Consider the following 16,492-nt stretch of genomic DNA (forward strand, 5'->3'; position numbering starts at 1 on the left):
TGCCACCATGCCCAGCAGCGCCGCGGCGCCGGCCGCACCCAGCCCCCAGCGCCCCGCGTGCGCGAAGCGCGAGGCGGCCGGCAGCGTCGCGTCGTCGTCGTGCGCCGAGCCGAACACCTCGGCCGCCGCCTTCTCGACGATGCCTTCGTCGACCCGCGGCTGGCCCTGCCCGTAGGCGCCCAGCAGCGCGCGGTCGCACAGCAGGTTGATGCGTCGCGGCACGCCGCGCGAGAGCTGGAAGATGCGGTGGCGCGCCGGCCGGTCGAAGGGCAGCGCGGTGCGCATGCCGGCCACGGCCATGCGGTGGCGGATGTACTGCGAGGTTTCCTTCTCGCTCAGCGCCTTCAGGTGGTAGCGGGCGATCACGCGCTGCGCAAGCTGCTCGAGCTGCGGCCGCGCCAGCATGTCGCGCAGCTCCGGCTGGCCGATCAGGATGATCTGCAGCAGCTTGCGCTCGGTGGTCTCGAGGTTGGTCAGCAGGCGCAGCTGCTCCAGCACGTCGGGCGACAGGTTCTGCGCCTCGTCGATGATCAGCACGTTGTTCAGGCCGATCGCGTGCGTGCGCAGCAGGAAGTCGTTCAGCGGGTCGAGGTAGTCCTTGACGGTCGGCGCGCCCGCGCCCTGGTGCTGGTACGGGATGCGGAATTCCTCGCACACCGTCTTCAGCAGCTCGAGGACCGTCAGCTTCGGATTGAAGATGTAGGCGACGTTGCAGCGCTTGGGGATCTGCTCGAGGAAGCAGCGGCAGACGGTGGTCTTGCCGGCCCCGATCTCGCCGGTCAGCAGCACGAAGCCGCCGCCGCCGCGCACACCGTACAGCAGGTGGGCGAGCGCCTCGCGGTGCCGCTCGCTCATGAACAGGTAGCGCGGATCCGGGGCGATCGAGAAGGGCTCCTGCTTGAGCCCGAAGAATGGCGCGTACATGGGGGCGGGGTGACGGTGCGAGCGGCCGGTGCGGCCTCGCGCAGTCTATCCGCCGGCAGCCCGCACAGCGCGGCTGCCCAACCCCGGGTGACTAGACGAAAGAGTGGGCGAAGCCCACCAGGGCCATCGCGCCGGTCGCGAGCACGACCAGCACCCAGTTCGGCAGGAAGCCGTGCGGGGCCGGGGAACGGTGACGTTGTTTGTCAATCATGTGAACTCCATGTTTCCGGATCGCCCCGAAACCGCGGGAACGACCGCCTGGCGCGGGTTTTCCGGCCAGGCAAGCTCAATAAAGCGATCTTCGTGCCAGGGTTCGAGGCCCGCGCTCAGCGGCAGTTCACCGGCAGGAAGTTGGTCGGCACATCGGTCTTGTCGAGGCCCTTGACCGTCATCTTGGCCGGCACCGGCGCATGGCCGCAGACCCACGAGACCGGCACGACCGGGGCGTCCTCGACGACGGCCGGGCGCAGCGTCAGCGTCTTGCCGCGGATCGCGCCGTTGGCCTGGTTGCCGAAGGTGATCTGGATCGCGCCCGATTCGACCGCCACCGAACTCACCAGCGTGCTGACGATCTTGTCGCTCGCCGGCAGCCCGGCGGCGGCGTTGTCCAGCGGCAGCGTCTTGGTGGTGGCCCAGGCGGCGGYCACCGGCGCCTTGGCGATGTCGGCCAGCTTGACCGCATCGACCAGTTGCCCGCGCACCAGCCGGCCCTGCATGTTGGGCACTGCCAGTGTGGCGAGGATGGCGATGACGGCCACCACGACCATCAGCTCGATCAGCGTGAATCCGCGGGAAGGGCGGTGGGAGCGTGCGTGCATGCGGGCCTCGTAGCGATGGCGCATTCTGCCGTGGCGCGGGGGCTGCATCGGTTTCGATCGGTGACCTGCGCGGCTTGCCCTGCGGCGGCGGGCGGGTTAGAAACGCCCCCATCCGGCGCCCCTGTGCCGGCACCGCGGAGACTGCATGGTCCGATTCGACCCCGACCGCCTCGACCGTCAATACGACAACCGGGCCCGCCACCCGGAGCACCCGGCGATCTTCGAGCGGTGGGCGCGTGCGTCGGCGCTGTCGCGCGACGGGCTGTCGCGGCGCATCGACGTGCCGTACGGCGACGGGCCGAACGAGACGCTCGACATCTTCCCGGCCGCACGCGCCGGCGCGCCGGTGCTGGTGTTCATCCACGGCGGCTGGTGGCGCTCGCTGGACAAGTCCCAGCATTCCTTCCTCGCGCCGACCTTCGTGCATGCCGGCGCGATGGTCGTGGTGCCGAACTACGCGTTGTGCCCCGGCACGCGGGGGGCGTCGGTGGGCATCGATTTCATCGCGCTGCAGATGGTCAAGGCGCTGGCCTGGGTGTGGCGCAACGCGGCGCTGTACGGCGGTGACCCGCTGCGCATCATCGTGGCCGGGCACTCGGCCGGCGGCCACCTGGCGGCGATGCTGCTGAACTGCGAATGGCCCCAGGTGGGGATCGACCTGCCGCCGCACCTGGTGCGCGGCGCGCTGGCGGTGAGCGGCGTGTTCGACCTGGAGCCGGTGCGGCGCGCGCCCTTCCTCGCGGACGACCTGCGGCTCACGCCGGCGCTGGCCGCGAAGCTGAGCCCGGTGGCGATGCCGGCACCGAACGGCGTGCTGTGCGCTGTCGTCGGGGCCGACGAGAGCGAGGAATTCCTGCTGCAGAACGACGCGATCCGCATCGCCTGGGGCGAGCGCGCGGTGCCGGTGTGCGAGCGCATCCCCGGCACCAACCACTTCACCGTGCTGCACGACCTGGCGTCGCCGGGCGGGCGGCTCAACCACCTGGCGCGCCAGCTGCTCGGGTTGGGGTGATCGGGTCGGCGAATTTCCGTCCTCGCGTTTTTTCTGTCCTCGTTTACCCGCGGAAAACATAGCGGCCTGCTATGCACTGCATTGAAGCTTTGTATTTGCCGCGCGCCGGTGCTCGCGCTACGGTTCGGCGTCCACTTCATTCACTAGCTGGAGAGCGCCATGGGATTGAAAGGATCGAAGACCGAGCAGAACCTGAAGGACGCGTTTGCCGGCGAGTCGCAGGCCAACCGCCGCTACCTCTATTTCGCGAACAAGGCCGACATCGAAGGGCAGAACGACGTGGCGGCGCTGTTCCGCTCCACCGCCGAGGGTGAGACCGGCCATGCGCACGGCCACCTCGAGTTCCTGGAGGTGGTGGGCGACCCGGCGACCGGGTTGCCGATCGGCTCGAGCCGGCAGAACCTGCTGGCCGCGGTGGCCGGCGAGACGCACGAGTACACCGACATGTACCCGGGCATGGCGCGCCAGGCGCGCACCGAAGGCTTCGACGAGATCGCCGACTGGTTCGAGACCTTGGCAAAAGCCGAGCGCTCGCACGCCAATCGATACCAGAAGGCACTGGACGCCCTGGTCGATTGACAACAGCATGACCCGCGAAGGGAACCTCGAAGCGCCCACACGCCATCCGGTCGACTGGAAGAACCCCTCGTTCTACGACGAGGGGGCGTGCCTCCATGAGATGGAGCGCATCTTCGACATCTGCCATGGCTGCAGGCGCTGCGTGAGCCTGTGCCAGTCGTTCCCGACGCTGTTCGACCTGGTCGACGGGAGTTCGACCCACGAGGTCGACGGCGTCGCGAAGACGGACTACTGGAAGGTGGTCGACCAGTGCTACCTGTGCGACCTCTGCTACATGACGAAGTGCCCGTACGTTCCGCCGCACCCGTGGAACCTGGACTTCCCGCACACGATGCTGCGCGCCAAGGCGATCAAGTTCAAGAAGGGCGAGGTCGGCGCCGGCGAGCGTTTCCTTGCCTCGACCGACGTGCACGGCCAGTTCGCCGGCATCCCGGTGGTGGTGCAGGTGGCGAATGCGCTGAACCGCACGAAGCCGATGCGCAAGTTGCTCGACGCCACGCTGCATGTGCACCCCGAGGCCTGGCTGCCCGATCTCGCCACGAGCCGCTTCCGCTGGAGCGCAAAGCAGCGCGGCGCGGCCAGCACCGTGACGAACGGCGAGCGCACGCCCGGCAAGGTGGCGATCTTCGCGACCTGCTACGTCAACTACAACGAGCCCGGCATCGGCCATGACCTGCTCAAGGTGCTGGCGCACAACGACATCCCGTACGAGATCGTCGAGAAGGAGTCGTGCTGCGGCATGCCGAAGCTGGAGCTCGGCGACCTCGATGCGGTGGCGCGGCACAAGGAGGCCAACGTGCCGGTGCTCGCGCGCTACGCGAAGGAAGGCTTCGCGATCCTGAGCGCGATCCCGAGCTGCACGCTGATGTTCAAGCAGGAGCTGCCGCTGATGTTTCCCGACGACGCGGACGTGAAGCGCGTGCAGGAAGCGATGTTCGACCCGTTCGAGTACCTGATGGCGCGCCACAAGGACGGCCTGCTGAAGACCGACTTCAAGCAGCCGCTCGGCAAGGTGAGCTACCACATCCCCTGCCACGGCCGGGTGCAGAAGATCGGCAGGAAGACCGAGGAGGTGCTGAAGCTGATCGGCCAGGCGGTGACGGTGCAGCTCAACACCGTGGAGCGCTGCTCGGGGCATGCCGGCACCTATGGCGTGAAGACGCCGACCCACCCGGTCGCGATGAAGATCGGCCGGCCGGTGTTCAAGGCGATGGCGACCGGCGGGCCGGACTACATCAGCTCCGATTGCGCGCTGGCCGGGCACCACATCGCGCAGGGCATGGCGCAGCAAGGCGCGCCGGCGTCGAAGCTCGCGCACCCGCTGAGCCTGGTGCGCATCGCCTACGGACTCTGAGGGGGCCACCGAGATGATCACCAAGGACAGCCTGCTGACGCTGGAGGCCTACGCGAAGATCCGCACCGCGCAGCGCGCCGATTTCATCGCGCACCGGCGGCGGCGCTCGGTGGCGCTGGGCGAGCACGTCACCGTGCAGTTCGAGGACGAGCAGACGATCCGCCGCCAGATACAGGAGATGCTGCACATCGAGAAGATCTTCGACGAGGCCGGCATCCAGGGCGAGATCGAGGCCTACGCGCCGCTGCTGCCCGACGGCGGCAACTGGAAGGCGACGATGCTGATCGAGTACCCCGACGTGCACGAGCGCCGCCGCGAGCTGGCGCGGCTGATCGGCATCGAGGACCGCATGTTCGTCGAGGTCGAGGGGCAGCCGCGCGTCTACGCGATCGCCGACGAAGACCTCGACCGCGAGACCGACGAGAAGACCTCGGCGGTGCATTTCCTGCGCTTCGAGTTTCCGCCCGCCGCGCGCGAGGCGCTGCGCGCCGGCGCGGCCTGCAAGCTGGGCTGCGACCACACGCACTACCCGGCGCATGTGGCGATCAGCCCGGAGACGCTGGCGTCGCTGGCGGGAGATCTGCGGTAGGCCGTGCGGCTTCACTGCCGGAGCGATCGGTGCTGCAGCAGCCAGTCGCCGTGCAATTCGACCAGCGGATGCGTTTCTTCGGGGCTGAGGACATCGAGTTCCTGGGCGAGCAGGGCCAGGTGGATCCTGTGCAGCGCCATGCCTGGTGTTGTCGGTGAAACTTTCAGCAATTGACGCAGGGCCTGGTGTCGCATGTCGCGTGTGGCCTCCCAGACCTTCTTCGACACGCGCAGCAGCCCCTGGCAGTCCCGCAGATCGGGCGCGGCGGCCTGGCCCACCAGATGACTGGCGACCACGGGGCCGAGCTCCGACACAGGTGCGAAGTCGTGCTGGGCCAGGACGAGATTGACGAATGCGCTGCAGGCGGGGCCCACCATGCCGACCGGGGCGAGGTCGAAGCGGTTTCGGTTGGTGTGCAGTGCGGCGGTCAGGTCATCGGGAAACTGGACCGGATGCCCCCTGCCGAAGGCGTCCAGGGACGTGAGGGTGTCGAAGGCACCATTCCGTCGGATGGCGTCGATCAGCAGCTTCAGGTCCATCGCCTCGAGCACATGGTGGGACGCGTGCAGCGACATCAGCCTTGGCAACGTGGCGATCCCCCGGATCAGCGCGACCGCGGTGTCGCGGCTCGCGTCGTCGGATGCATGGTCGATGCCCACCTTCAGTCTTGCCAGAGGTGCGGCACGGCCGGCCGTCGACAGTGCCTGGAAGAAACGCGAAAGATCGCAGCCTGCCGCCAGCGAGAGCCTGAGATCCTGCAGGGCCGGCATGTGCGCGAGCTTGCGCGCGATCTGCTGGAAGTGCCCGGCGTTCCATGACGCGTCGATGCACAGGTCCAGGCATTGCAGGTTCTGCATGCCGGACAGGGTCTGCGCCAGCTCGGGGACGATGGCGTCCGGGTCGTCGTCGGTCCAGTGGCGCCACGATGTCAGGTGGTGGTGTGAGCGCAATCCGCGCACGATGCCCAGGCTGACGCCGGGGTCCACGTCCTCCGGGTGGAGGTCGAAGCTGCGCAGATGGCGCGTGCCCGACAACGCCGCTTCCAGGCCGGGGATGTGCCCGCCATCGGCACAGAATTCCTCGAGCGTCATGTCGACGATCTGCGGGCAGGTGCAGAGCAGATGAGCAATCAGCTCAGGGCTGGGGCACACGATCTCGTCGGTCAGCGCGGTCACGCCGAACAGCGTGGCGATGTGCCCGAAGTTGAGCACCCAGTGCTGGTTGTCGCATTCCCGGAGGAGGGCGATGTGGTCGAGGCCTTCCGATGTCTGCGCAAAGGTCGCGGAAGGCTGGCAGGCGGCCAGCCACCAGATGTCTTGATGGGTCTGCGACTGCCCGTCGAACTGGACGCACTGCCTCAACTCGGTTTCGAGGGCCGGGTTCCTGTTGGCAGGCTCCTGGTGCCGCAGATCAGATGCAGGGCGTACGCGTTTCATGGTGGGCGGGGCGACGGCGCGAAGTGGGAACGCCGGTGAGTGGCAGTTCACCCTGCCGGGGTTCCAGACTGGTGTTCCCGTCAGTGCTGCGGCCTGCCGATGCCGAACAGTTCCGCCACCGCCTCGCGGTACTGCGGCTGCCCCAGGTCGTTGGTGCTGTGGTGCGAGGCGCCGTCGACCAGCAGGAAGCGCTTCGGCTCGCGGGCCCGCTCGAACAGCGCGCGGCCGAGCGCCGGCCGGATCAGCGTGTCGTCGCTGCCGTGCACCACCAGCACCGGTGAGCCGACCTCGGCGATGCGCGAGGCGGCGTCGAAGCGCTGCGTGATCAGCGGCCCGACCGGCAGCCAGCCCCAGCGGAAGGTCGACACCACGTCGGCGATCGACGTGAAGCTGCCTTCGACGATCAGGCCGGCTTCGTCGCGCACCTCGGCGGCGAGCTGCACCGCGATCGCGCCGCCCAGCGAGTGGCCGAAGATGAAGCGGCGCGCCTGCGGGCGCTGCGTTGCCAGCCAGTCCCACGCGGCATGGGCGTCCTCGGCGGCCAGCTCCTGCGACGGCAGGCCGGCGCTGCTGCGGCCGAAGCCTCGGTAGTCGATGGCGAGCACAGAGAAACCCAGCTCATGCATGCGCCGCATCCGCGATGCGCTGGTGCGCACGTCGAAGCGGGCGCCGTGCAGGTAGAGCAGCACCGGCGCCGAGGCATCGTCCTGCGGCAGCCACAGGCCGTGCAGGCGGACCGCCTGGCCGCGGGATTCGGCCGCGCTGGAGCGGTAGTCGATCCAGGCATCGTCCATGCCCTGTGCGGCCGAGGCCCCGCCATACCAGACGCGGTCGCCGGGCTGGAAGATCCAGGCGCGCTGGCGCTCGTCGAGCGTCGCGCAACCGAGTTGCAGGCCGAGCAGCAGCACCAGGCCGGCCACGAGGGCGGCCGGGCGGTACCAGCGGCGGAAAGACAACGGGCGCATCGGGCAACGATGTTGCCACGCCGCCGGCAGGCGACGGCGCCGCTCGGGCTTTCCGGCCCGGTCAGGCGCTACTTGATGCTGAAGCTGTCGCCGTAGACCTTCCAGTTCAGCGGCGTGTTCAGGTCGAAGTTGCCGGCCTTCAGCCAGACGCGCTGCGCGGTGTCGACGCGGGTGGTGTCGCTGTGGGCCTCTTCGGTCTTCATCGCGGCCACGCGGGCATCGAGGAAGGCGTTCAGGTAGGTCGTCTCGTCGCCGCCCTGCGCCGGGGTCCTGGCTTTCGCCATCGCGCTCTTGCGGATGCCGCCGAAGCTGACGCCGTTGTTGCCCGGGCCGTGCATCACGATCGCGTCGTAGTAGGCGAACTGGCCGAGCGCGCGCAGCCCGTCGGTCCTGGCCTGGCTGACGGCCGGGTTGAAGTAGGTGTCGTCGCGCACGCTGTCCTGGGACTGCTGGAAGATCACGTCGGCAGCGGCCGTCTTCCAGTCGCCGGTGAAGGTCGGGTCGAGGCCGGCGTGCGAATCGCTGCCGTTCACCTTCTTGAGCGCCGGCAGGTACTTGGCCAGCACGTTGTTCGGCGAGCGCTGGGTGTAGTCCTGCACCACTTCCAGCATGTCGCTGGTGCCCGAGCAGAAGCCGATGATGCCGCCGGTGTAGCCGCGGCCATCGTTGATGTCCTGGATGTAGGCGTACTGCGCCTTCCAGTTCAGCGACGAGTTCTCGGCGCTGGAGACGATCTGCATCGCGATGTCCTTCTTGCGGGCATCGGTCAGGTCGGTCGACGACGGGGCCGGCGCGGGCGCTGGGGCTGGGGCTGGGGCTGGGGCTGGCGCAGGAGCGGGGGCAGGAGCCGGTGCCGGTGCCGGTGCCGGAGAGGGCGCTGGTGCAGGTGCCGGCGAAGGGGCCGGCGCTGGTGCGGGGGACGGTGCTGGAACTGGCGCGGGTGCCGGCGGAGCGCCCGACGCCGGCGGGGACGATTCGTCGTCCGAGCCGCCGCCGCAAGCGGACAGGACGACGCTCAACGACAGCAGGGCAAGGTGGAGTCGACGGTTCATGGTGGAAGGGCTCCGATGGAATCGTTTCCATTCTGGCCCCGCGCTGTTGCCGAAGCGCCGCCGGGTTGTGACCAGCTGCAACCCGTGGGACGGGCGGGCTTCAGACTCCCATCAGTTTCCCTTGCAGGCGATGCACCGTCTGGCCGGTGACGATGCCGTACTGCTGTTCGATGACACGTCTTGCGTCATTCTGGTTTCGCAGAAGCCGGACGACGGCCTCCCTCCCGTGGGTGACCTTGTAGAACGCCTTGCAGACGAACAACAGTGCCATCGCACGCCAGCGATCTCGCGGCGTGTTGTTGCCCATCACGAAGGACTGGACATGGCGCGCGATGTCATGGGGGGCCAGGTCACCGGTCCCGAGGACATGGCCCATGAAGGCGCTGCAGACCGGATCGAAGAACTCGCAGGGATGGTCGAGCAGCCGGGCGAGGTTCTTGTCGAGCCGCGAATTCACCAGTCTCAGAATGTCGTCGACGTCCTCGTACTGGCGGTTGCGGTGATCCGGCGCAAAGCTCAAGGCGTGCAGCGAAGGGCTCTTGGCCAGCGTGCCACGCAGTGGATGGGCGGCGACATACCACCGGACCTCGGCTGGATAGCTCAGCTCGCACAGCGAGGGCGCCGATGGGATCCATGCCACCAGGGCCTGGCCCAGGCGGGCCCAGATTTCCAGTGCGTCCACATCGTGCAGCTTCTCGCCGCATTGCAGATGCAGGCACTCCAGATGAGGCAGCGGTGTGGTGAACAGGTGCTCGACCAGGCATGCGTGCGCCTCGGGAGTACTGTGGTGCAGCCTGAGGTCTCGCAGCCTTGCAGGAAGCGCAGTCGTCAACGGAGAGAAGGCCTCCTCGCCGACGAAGCCGCCCAGGCTGAGCTGCTCGAGGTCATGCATGCAGCACAGGCTGCGGGCCAGCGCGTCGGCGACGTCCGGGTCATTTTCGATCTCGAGATGGAGCGACAGCGACTTCAGTTCGCTGCAGGTTTTCAATTCCTCCAGCACCGACAGGCTCTTGGATCCGGCTTTTCCGTCATCCCATTCCAACTGAAGCTCTCGTATCGAAGACGAACCGTTGACCAAGCCGGCCAGCGAGCCGAAGTCGGAACCTGAGTGCCGGCCGTTGTCGTCCGAAAGCTTCCACGATACGACGCCTTTCTGTCGGGCGAGCAGCTCGGCGAAGTCGGCGCGAGTCTTGGTGAGGCGAAGCCTTTTGGCGGAACGGGAATTTCCCGGAGGGGTGGGTGAACGCGAACGTTTCTGTTGGACGGCCATGCTTCTATGTGGCACGCAGCCCCCGCAAGTTCCACGCATCAGCCACGCCGGCTCCGCACCGCCCACCACCCTTCCAGGCTGTACACCGCCAGCGCCCCCCAGATGAAGCCGAAGCCGGCCAGCCGCGCACCGCCGAACGGCTCGCCGAACAGCCACACGCCGAGCCCGAACTGGATCGTCGGGCCGATGTACTGCATCAGCCCGAGCGTCGTCATCGAGATGCGGCGTGCGCCGGCGGCGAACAGCAGCAGCGGCACCGCGGTGATCGGCCCGGCGGCCAGCAGCCACAGGTTGGTCGCGGTGTCGGGCAACGGGAACTGCCCGGTGCCCTGCACCTGCCAGAACAGCAGCGCGGTCACGGCCAGCGGCGCGAGCAGCATCGCCTCCAGCGTGAGCCCCTCCAGCGGGCCGAGCACGGCCACCTTGCGCAGCAGGCCGTAGCTGCCGAAGCTCGCGGCCAGCACCAGCGCGATCCATGGCAGCTGGCCGGCCTGCACCGTCAGCCACACCACGCCGGCCGTCGCCAGTGCGAGGGCGATCCATTGGCCGCGCCGCGGGCGCTCGTGCAGCACCGTGTAGCCGAGCAGCACGTTGACGAGCGGCGTGATGAAGTAGCCGAGGCTCGCGTCGATCACGTGGCCGTTGTTGACCGACCAGATGTAGGTCAGCCAGTTCACCGCCAGCAGCAGCGCGCTCGCGGCGAACGCGCCCAGCACGCGCGGCTGGCCCAGCAGCGGCCGCAGCCAGCCCCACTGGCGGCGCACGCCCAGCACGATCAGCACGAAGACCAGCGACCAGACGATGCGGTGCGCGAGCACCTCGCCGGCCGGCAGCATCGCGAGCCGGCGGAAGAACAGCGGGAAGATGCCCCACAGGGCGAAGGCGAGGGCGGCGTACAGCGGTCCGTAGTTCATCCACGGATTGTCGCGGCTGGCCGCTGCGGGCATCATCGCGCCCCATGGCCCACGTCGTGTTCACGCAGCAGCTGCGCCGCTTCATCGAGACGCCCGAACTCGACGTCGAGGCCGGCAGCCTGCGCGACGCGCTCGACGCGGTGTTCGCCGCGCACCCGCGCCTGCGCGGCTATGTGCTCGACGAGCAGGGCCACCTGCGGCCGAACGTGGTCGCCTTCGTCGACGGCGTGCGCAGCGACGACCGCGTCGCGCTGGCCGATGCATTGTGGCCGGACAGCCGGGTCCACGTGATGCAGGCCCTGTCCGGCGGTTGAACCTCGAGGAGTTGCAGATGCAGGATCGTGCCTGGGCCGCCACCCGCAAGGGATTGTTCGAACTGCAGCGCGGCCACGGCGGCGCCTGGCACATCGCCCGCACCAGCTTCCTCGGCGAGCCGGTGTCGATGCTGCTGCCGCCCGGCCCGGAGGGCCGCATGCTGGCCGCGCTGAACCTGGGGCACTTCGGCGTCAAGCTGCATGCGTCGGATGACCAGGGCGCCAGTTGGCATGAAGTGGCGGCGCCGGCCTTTCCGCCCCAGCCGGCCGACGCGACCGGCGTACCGTGGAAGGTGGTCCAGGTGTGGTCGCTGGAGCGCGACCACGGCACGCTGTGGCTCGGCACGCTGCCGGGCGGGCTGTTCCGCAGCGGCGATGGCGGCGACTCATGGCAGCTGGTCGATTCGCTGTGGCAACGGCCGGAGCGTGCCGAATGGTTCGGCGGCGGCTACGACGTGCCCGGCATCCATTCGATCTGCCCGCATCCCCGGCGCGCCGGCGACCTGGTGCTGGGCATCAGCTGCGGCGGCGCCTGGGTCACGCGCGACGACGGCGCGAACTGGCAGCTGCAGGCCGACGGCATGCGCGCCGCCTACATGCCGCCGGAGCAGGCCGGCTCGCCGAACACGCAGGATCCGCACCGCATCGTGCGCTGCGCCGCGCAGCCGGACGTGCTCTGGACCCAGCACCACAACGGCATCTGGCGCTCGACCGATGCGTCGGCCTCGTGGCAGCAGGTGACGAGCGCGCCGCTGTCGGACTTCGGCTTCGCGGTCGCGGTGCACCCCGGCGACGCGCAGACGGCCTGGTTCGTGCCCGGCGTGGCCGACCAGCAGCGCGTGCCGGTCGGCGGGGCGCTGGTGGTCAACCGCACGCGCGACGGCGGCGCGAGCTTCGAGACGCTGCGCAGCGGGCTGCCGCAGCAGCACTGCTACGACCTGCTGTACCGCCACGGGCTCGACGTATCGCCCGACGGCCGCAGCCTGCTGATGGGCAGCACGACCGGCCATGTGTGGAGCAGCGACGACAGCGGCGACCGGTGGGCGGCGCTGCCGGCCCAGCTGCCGCCGGTGTACGCGTTGCGCTTCGGTTGATACATCGGCTGACACCTTGTGGCGCGATGTGCACAGATGATGGCGCACCGTCCCCTCGATCCTGGGGGGGCGCGTGCCGCAGCGCATGACAAGGCCGCCCGCGCTCCGGACAATCGACGCTGTCGAGGAAGCGCCATGCCCACCACCATCACTGTCGGAGCCCGTTCGATTTTCGTCACCGCGACCGCGTGGGTGTTCATGCTGATCGGCGCGTTGGCCTGTGCCTCGGCGCTGCTGCAGAACGCGATGCTGGTGTCGGGTGGATTCCGCAGCGACGGCCTGCAGGTCAGCGGCCTGTTCGGGCTGCTGATCGGACACCTGCCGTGGGTGGTCAATGCCGGGCTCGTGATGTCGCTGGCGACGCTGGTGTCGGCCGTCGGGCTGCTGCTGCGCCTGAACTGGGCGCGCCGCACCTTCATCGCGCTGCTGCTGCTGGCGATCGTCGCGAACCTGCTCGGCCTGTGGCTGCAGCAGGAGGTGATGCAGTCGGTGGTCGACAGCACGCTGAGCACCGCGACGCTGCCGCCCAAGGCGCTCGGCGTGTTCGGCGGCTTCGTGACCGCGGCGCGCGTGATGGCGGTGCTGGTGACGCTCGGCGCCTGCGGGCTGCTCGGGTGGATCATCCGCCGGCTGATGTCGGCGGCGGTGCGGCAGGAATTCGCGTAGTCAGAATTCGCCGTCGAGATAGAACCAGCGGCCGTCCTCGCGCACGAAGCGGCTCGTCTCGTGCAACCGCTGCGCGCGGCCGCCGAGCTTGCTGCGGGCGACGAACTCCACCGTCGCATGGTCGGCATCCTGTGAAGCATGCCCGCGCACGTCCAGCCCGAGCCAGCGCAGGCCCGGTGGATCGGGCTCCAGCGTGGCGGGCCGCGTGCTCGCGTGCCAGGTTGCCAACAGGTAGTCCGGCAAGCCGTTGACGAAGGCGCTGTAGCGCGATCGCATCAGCGACGGCGCATCGGGCGCCTGCAGGTGCAGCGCTCCGGCGTGGTAGCGGCCGCAGCAGTCGGCATAGGGGTGGGGCAGGCCGCAGGGGCAGGTCATGTCAGATCAAGGTTCCAGGTTTCTCCGACCAGATCGTKCCCGAAACTGTGGTGCGGTTCRCTCGCGGCCAGCCGATAGCCTGCTGCCGCGTAGATGCCGCGCGCGGCCAGCAGGTTCGCATTCGTCCACAGCGTGATGCGGCGGTAGCCGGCCTGGCGCGCGAAGCGCTCGCACTCCTGCACCAGCCGGCGCCCCAGGCCCAGCCCGCGCGCCGACGGCTCGACCAGCAGCATGCGCAGCCGGGCCACGCCGTCCTGCACCGCCTGCGTCGCCTCGTCGCGTGCCTGCACGAGGAACACGCAGCCGACGTTCGCGCCGTCGCGCTCGGCGATCCAGCAAGCCTCGCGCGCGGGGTCGAAATGCTCGATGAAGGCCGCGGCGATGCGCGCCACCCGCGCCTCGAAGCCGATGTCCCAGCGGTACTCCTGCGCATACAGCGCGCCATGGCGTGCGATCACCCAGCCGATGTCGCCCGGGCGGTGCGGTCGCAGCAGGTAGGGATCGCGCGTGCGGCGCGCCGGGGCGTCGTCGAGCAGGCGCTGCAGCGTGCCCATCGCCTGCAGCAACTGCTGCTGCGACGCCTCGTCCAGCGCCGTCAGCAGCGCCTGCACCTGCTGCTGCGAGCCGCTGTCGAGCGGCGCGAAGGCGGCGCGGCCGGCCGCGGTGAGCGACAGGTGCGATTGCCGCGCATCGCTGGCCGACGGCGTCGCCTCGATCAGCCCGCGTTCGCGCAGGCCGCGCAGCAGGCGGCTCAGGTAGCCGGGGTCGAGATCCAGCGAGCGCGCGAGTTCACCGGCGGTCGGTTGCGCCTGGTGCGCGAACTCCCACAGCAGCCGCGATTCGGTCAGCGTGAAGCCGCTGTCGACCAGGCCTTCGTGCAGCACGCCGATGCGGCGCGTGTAGAAGCGGTTGAAGGCACGCACCGCGGCAACACGGTGGCTCGGATCGGAGGCGGGCAAGGCATCAGGCATGGCCGCCATGCTGCCGGAGTTGATTGCCAAAAGCAATCATAAATGTGCCAAAGGCTGCTTCAGACAGACTTGTAACGCCATGACCCCGTTTTCAAGTGGATCGATATACTGGATGTGCATACAGTAGTTGCCATGCCTCCCGCCTCCGCCTCCTTCGCCTCTTCCGCCCGCTCGCCGCTGCCCGAGCGGCTGCACACCAGCGTGTGGCGTGCCAACCAGATGGGGCGCGGCGTCGAGCGTGCCCTGCCCAGCGGCTTCGCGGCGCTCGATGCCCAGCTGCCCGGCGGCGGTTGGCCGCGGCGTGCGCTCAGCGAGCTGCTGCTGCCGCACCCGGGCCTCGGCGAGATCCGCCTGCTGGCCCCTTGCCTTGCTGCCACGCAGCGGGCCGGCCGGCTGGTGATGCTGTTCGATCCACCGGCGGCGCTGTCGGCCTGGGCGCTGATGCAGATGGGGCTGGATGCCGAGCAGCTGCTGGTGATCGACACCGGCACGCAAGGCATCCCCGGGGTCGACGGCCGGCCGCACGAAGCCGGTGTCGATGCGCGGCTGTGGGCGCTGGAGCAGGCGCTGCACAGCGGGCATGTCGGTGCGGTGCTGGCCTGGCTGCCGCCCCGCTTGCGCGCCGAGCGGCTGCGCCGCCTGCAGGTGGCCGCCCATGCGCACGACGGCCCGGCCTTCGTGTTGCGCGAGATGGCGGTGCARCAGCAGGCCAGCCCGGCGCCGCTGCGCCTCGCGCTGCGTGCCGGCGGCGCCGATGCCTTGAGCGTGCGCGTGCTGAAGCGCCGCGGCCCGCCGCTCGCCCATGAACTGCGGCTCGAGCTGCCGCCGGTGCTGTCCGCCAGCGCCACGCGCAAGGCGYGCGAGCTGGCGGCGCAGACGGTCCAGGCCGCGGCCGCCGTGCCGCCGCTGCGCGCGGCGACCTTCGTCAACCTCGCCTGATCTCCCATGGGCACGCGATGCTCTGGATCGGTCTTCACCTGCCGCTGCTGTCGCTGGAATCCTTCCTGGCGACGCTCCCGGCGGTCAGCGATGGCAGCGAGCCGCCCGTCGCGCTGGTCGAGGCGCACCGCATTGCCCATGCCAATGCGGGCGCGCAGGCGCTGGGCGTCAAGCCGGGGCTGAAGCGGGCGACCGCRCTGGCGCTCGCGCCGCAGCTGCTGATCGGCCAGGCCGATGCGCTGCGCGACCGGCAGGCGCTCACGAGCGTGGCGCATGCGGCGCTGGCGTTCACGCCGGCAGTCAGCTTCAGCCCGCCGCAGGGCGTGCTGCTGGAGGTCGAGGCCAGCCTGCGCTATTTCGGCGGGCGCGACGCGCTGCTGCAGCGGCTGCGCGAGGCGCTGCAGCCGCTCGGCCATGCGCTGCACTGCGTCAGCACGCCGACGGCGCAGGGCTCGGCGCTGCTGGCGCGCCATGCCGACGGCCTGCACTGCGCCGATGCCGGGGCGCTGCAGCGCGCGCTCGATGCCGCGCCGGTCTGGCTGCTCGGCCCGGGCCGCGAGCACTGGGAGGCGCTGCAGGGCATGGGCCTGAACACATTGGGCGACCTGCGCAGCCTGCCGCGCGCCGGGCTGGCGCGGCGCTTCGGCGAGGCGCTGCTGGCCGAGCTCGATGGCGCGCTCGGCCGGCGCCCCGATCCACGCACCTCGATCGCGCTGCCGGCGAGTTTCGACAGCGCGCTCGAGTTGTTCGCACGGGCCGACACCACCGAGCAGGTGATGCACGGCGTGCAGGTGCTGCTGTCGCGGCTGGTGGCGTGGCTCGCGGCGCAGCATGCCTTCGTGCGCCGCTTCAGCCTGCAGATGAAGCACGAGCCGCGCTGGCGGCGCGATGACCGGACGCCGCAGCACACGACGCTGGAGATCGCGCTGGCCGAGCCGTCGCGCGATGCGAAGCACCTGATGGCGCTGCTGCGCGAGCGGTTGTCGCAGCTGGCCTTGCCGGCGCCGACGCTGGAGCTCGTGCTGCGCGCCAGCGACATCGCGCGCCAGCCGCCGCCGAATGCCGAGCTGTTCCCGACCCCGCGCAGCGAGCACGAAGGGCTCACGCGCCTGCTCGAGCGGCTGCAGGCGCGGCTCGGCCGCGAGCGGGTGCAGCGCGTGCTGCCGGTGCAGGACCACCGGCCCGAGCGCGCGAGCCGCGTGTGCGCGGCGGCGCTCGAC

18 protein-coding genes are annotated in these 16,492 nt (G+C 69.8%); 9 read left to right on the top strand and 9 right to left on the bottom strand.

Features of this window, described 5'->3' with window-relative positions; all coding sequences use genetic code 11:
* A partial coding sequence (locus AC1DXV_RS20530) for an ExeA family protein (protein WP_477935260.1) occupies positions 1-924 on the bottom strand: 924 nt, incomplete at its 3' end.
* A gap of 326 nt (positions 925-1,250) precedes the next feature.
* Positions 1,251-1,742 carry a pilin gene (locus tag AC1DXV_RS20535; protein WP_477935262.1) on the bottom strand — a complete coding sequence of 164 codons (492 nt, stop codon included), beginning with the start codon at positions 1,740-1,742 and terminating at the stop codon, positions 1,251-1,253.
* 145 nt (positions 1,743-1,887) lie between these two features.
* Here AC1DXV_RS20535 and AC1DXV_RS20540 point away from each other — a divergent pair, with 145 nt between their 5' ends.
* From AC1DXV_RS20540 to AC1DXV_RS20555, 4 genes are all read left to right on the top strand, one after another.
* Positions 1,888-2,754: an alpha/beta hydrolase gene (locus AC1DXV_RS20540; RefSeq protein WP_477935264.1), complete on the top strand. Its 867-nt coding sequence runs from the start codon at positions 1,888-1,890 to the stop codon at positions 2,752-2,754.
* A gap of 159 nt (positions 2,755-2,913) precedes the next feature.
* Entirely contained in the window at positions 2,914-3,333 is a 420-nt protein-coding gene (locus AC1DXV_RS20545; RefSeq protein ID WP_073468527.1) for a rubrerythrin family protein, read from the top strand.
* Between the two features lie 7 nt (positions 3,334-3,340).
* On the top strand, positions 3,341-4,687 hold the full coding sequence (locus AC1DXV_RS20550) for a (Fe-S)-binding protein (RefSeq protein WP_477868863.1): 1,347 nt from the start codon (positions 3,341-3,343) through the stop codon (positions 4,685-4,687).
* A gap of 13 nt (positions 4,688-4,700) precedes the next feature.
* The gene (locus tag AC1DXV_RS20555; protein ID WP_477868865.1) at positions 4,701-5,276 is read left to right on the top strand and encodes a DUF3501 family protein; all 576 of its coding nucleotides are present in this window, start codon (positions 4,701-4,703) and stop codon (positions 5,274-5,276) included.
* 11 nt (positions 5,277-5,287) lie between these two features.
* On the opposite strand, the gene AC1DXV_RS20560 is transcribed toward AC1DXV_RS20555, so the two are convergent.
* The 5 genes from AC1DXV_RS20560 to rarD form a co-directional block, all read right to left on the bottom strand.
* Positions 5,288-6,712, bottom strand: coding sequence for a hypothetical protein (locus tag AC1DXV_RS20560; protein ID WP_477868867.1), 1,425 nt, complete (start codon positions 6,710-6,712; stop codon positions 5,288-5,290).
* Positions 6,713-6,792: 80 nt separating this feature from the next.
* Positions 6,793-7,677: an alpha/beta hydrolase gene (locus AC1DXV_RS20565; RefSeq protein WP_477935266.1), complete on the bottom strand. Its 885-nt coding sequence runs from the start codon at positions 7,675-7,677 to the stop codon at positions 6,793-6,795.
* 68 nt (positions 7,678-7,745) lie between these two features.
* Positions 7,746-8,417 carry a chitosanase gene (locus AC1DXV_RS20570; RefSeq protein ID WP_477867330.1) on the bottom strand — a complete coding sequence of 224 codons (672 nt, stop codon included), beginning with the start codon at positions 8,415-8,417 and terminating at the stop codon, positions 7,746-7,748.
* A 412-nt stretch (positions 8,418-8,829) separates the two neighbouring features.
* Positions 8,830-9,999: a hypothetical protein gene (locus AC1DXV_RS20575; RefSeq protein WP_477867332.1), complete on the bottom strand. Its 1,170-nt coding sequence runs from the start codon at positions 9,997-9,999 to the stop codon at positions 8,830-8,832.
* A 38-nt stretch (positions 10,000-10,037) separates the two neighbouring features.
* Positions 10,038-10,913, bottom strand: coding sequence for an EamA family transporter RarD (gene rarD, locus AC1DXV_RS20580; RefSeq protein WP_477867334.1), 876 nt, complete (start codon positions 10,911-10,913; stop codon positions 10,038-10,040).
* 44 nt (positions 10,914-10,957) lie between these two features.
* Here rarD and AC1DXV_RS20585 point away from each other — a divergent pair, with 44 nt between their 5' ends.
* From AC1DXV_RS20585 to AC1DXV_RS20595, 3 genes are all read left to right on the top strand, one after another.
* Positions 10,958-11,227 carry a MoaD/ThiS family protein gene (locus AC1DXV_RS20585; protein ID WP_477867336.1) on the top strand — a complete coding sequence of 90 codons (270 nt, stop codon included), beginning with the start codon at positions 10,958-10,960 and terminating at the stop codon, positions 11,225-11,227.
* Between the two features lie 17 nt (positions 11,228-11,244).
* Entirely contained in the window at positions 11,245-12,321 is a 1,077-nt protein-coding gene (locus AC1DXV_RS20590) for a WD40/YVTN/BNR-like repeat-containing protein (RefSeq protein ID WP_477867338.1), read from the top strand.
* A 135-nt stretch (positions 12,322-12,456) separates the two neighbouring features.
* Positions 12,457-12,987 carry a hypothetical protein gene (locus tag AC1DXV_RS20595; RefSeq protein WP_477867340.1) on the top strand — a complete coding sequence of 177 codons (531 nt, stop codon included), beginning with the start codon at positions 12,457-12,459 and terminating at the stop codon, positions 12,985-12,987.
* Here AC1DXV_RS20595 and AC1DXV_RS20600 read toward each other — a convergent pair whose 3' ends face one another.
* Together AC1DXV_RS20600 and AC1DXV_RS20605 are read right to left on the bottom strand one after the other, a co-directional pair.
* Entirely contained in the window at positions 12,988-13,362 is a 375-nt protein-coding gene (locus AC1DXV_RS20600; protein WP_477867342.1) for a YchJ family protein, read from the bottom strand. It lies immediately after the preceding gene.
* Complete coding sequence (locus AC1DXV_RS20605; protein ID WP_477935269.1) at positions 13,359-14,333, bottom strand: bifunctional helix-turn-helix transcriptional regulator/GNAT family N-acetyltransferase; 975 nt, start codon at positions 14,331-14,333, stop codon at positions 13,359-13,361. The genes AC1DXV_RS20600 and AC1DXV_RS20605 overlap by 4 nt, the downstream gene beginning before the upstream one ends.
* A 132-nt stretch (positions 14,334-14,465) precedes the next feature.
* Between AC1DXV_RS20605 and imuA the strand changes: the two genes are divergently transcribed.
* Together imuA and AC1DXV_RS20615 are read left to right on the top strand one after the other, a co-directional pair.
* Positions 14,466-15,272 carry a translesion DNA synthesis-associated protein ImuA gene (imuA, locus tag AC1DXV_RS20610; RefSeq protein ID WP_477935271.1) on the top strand — a complete coding sequence of 269 codons (807 nt, stop codon included), beginning with the start codon at positions 14,466-14,468 and terminating at the stop codon, positions 15,270-15,272.
* Positions 15,273-15,289: 17 nt separating this feature from the next.
* Positions 15,290-16,492: Y-family DNA polymerase (locus AC1DXV_RS20615; protein WP_477935273.1), on the top strand; the 1,203-nt coding region annotated here is incomplete at its 3' end.

It is taken from the genome of Rhizobacter sp. P3_C12 (assembly GCF_056402735.1).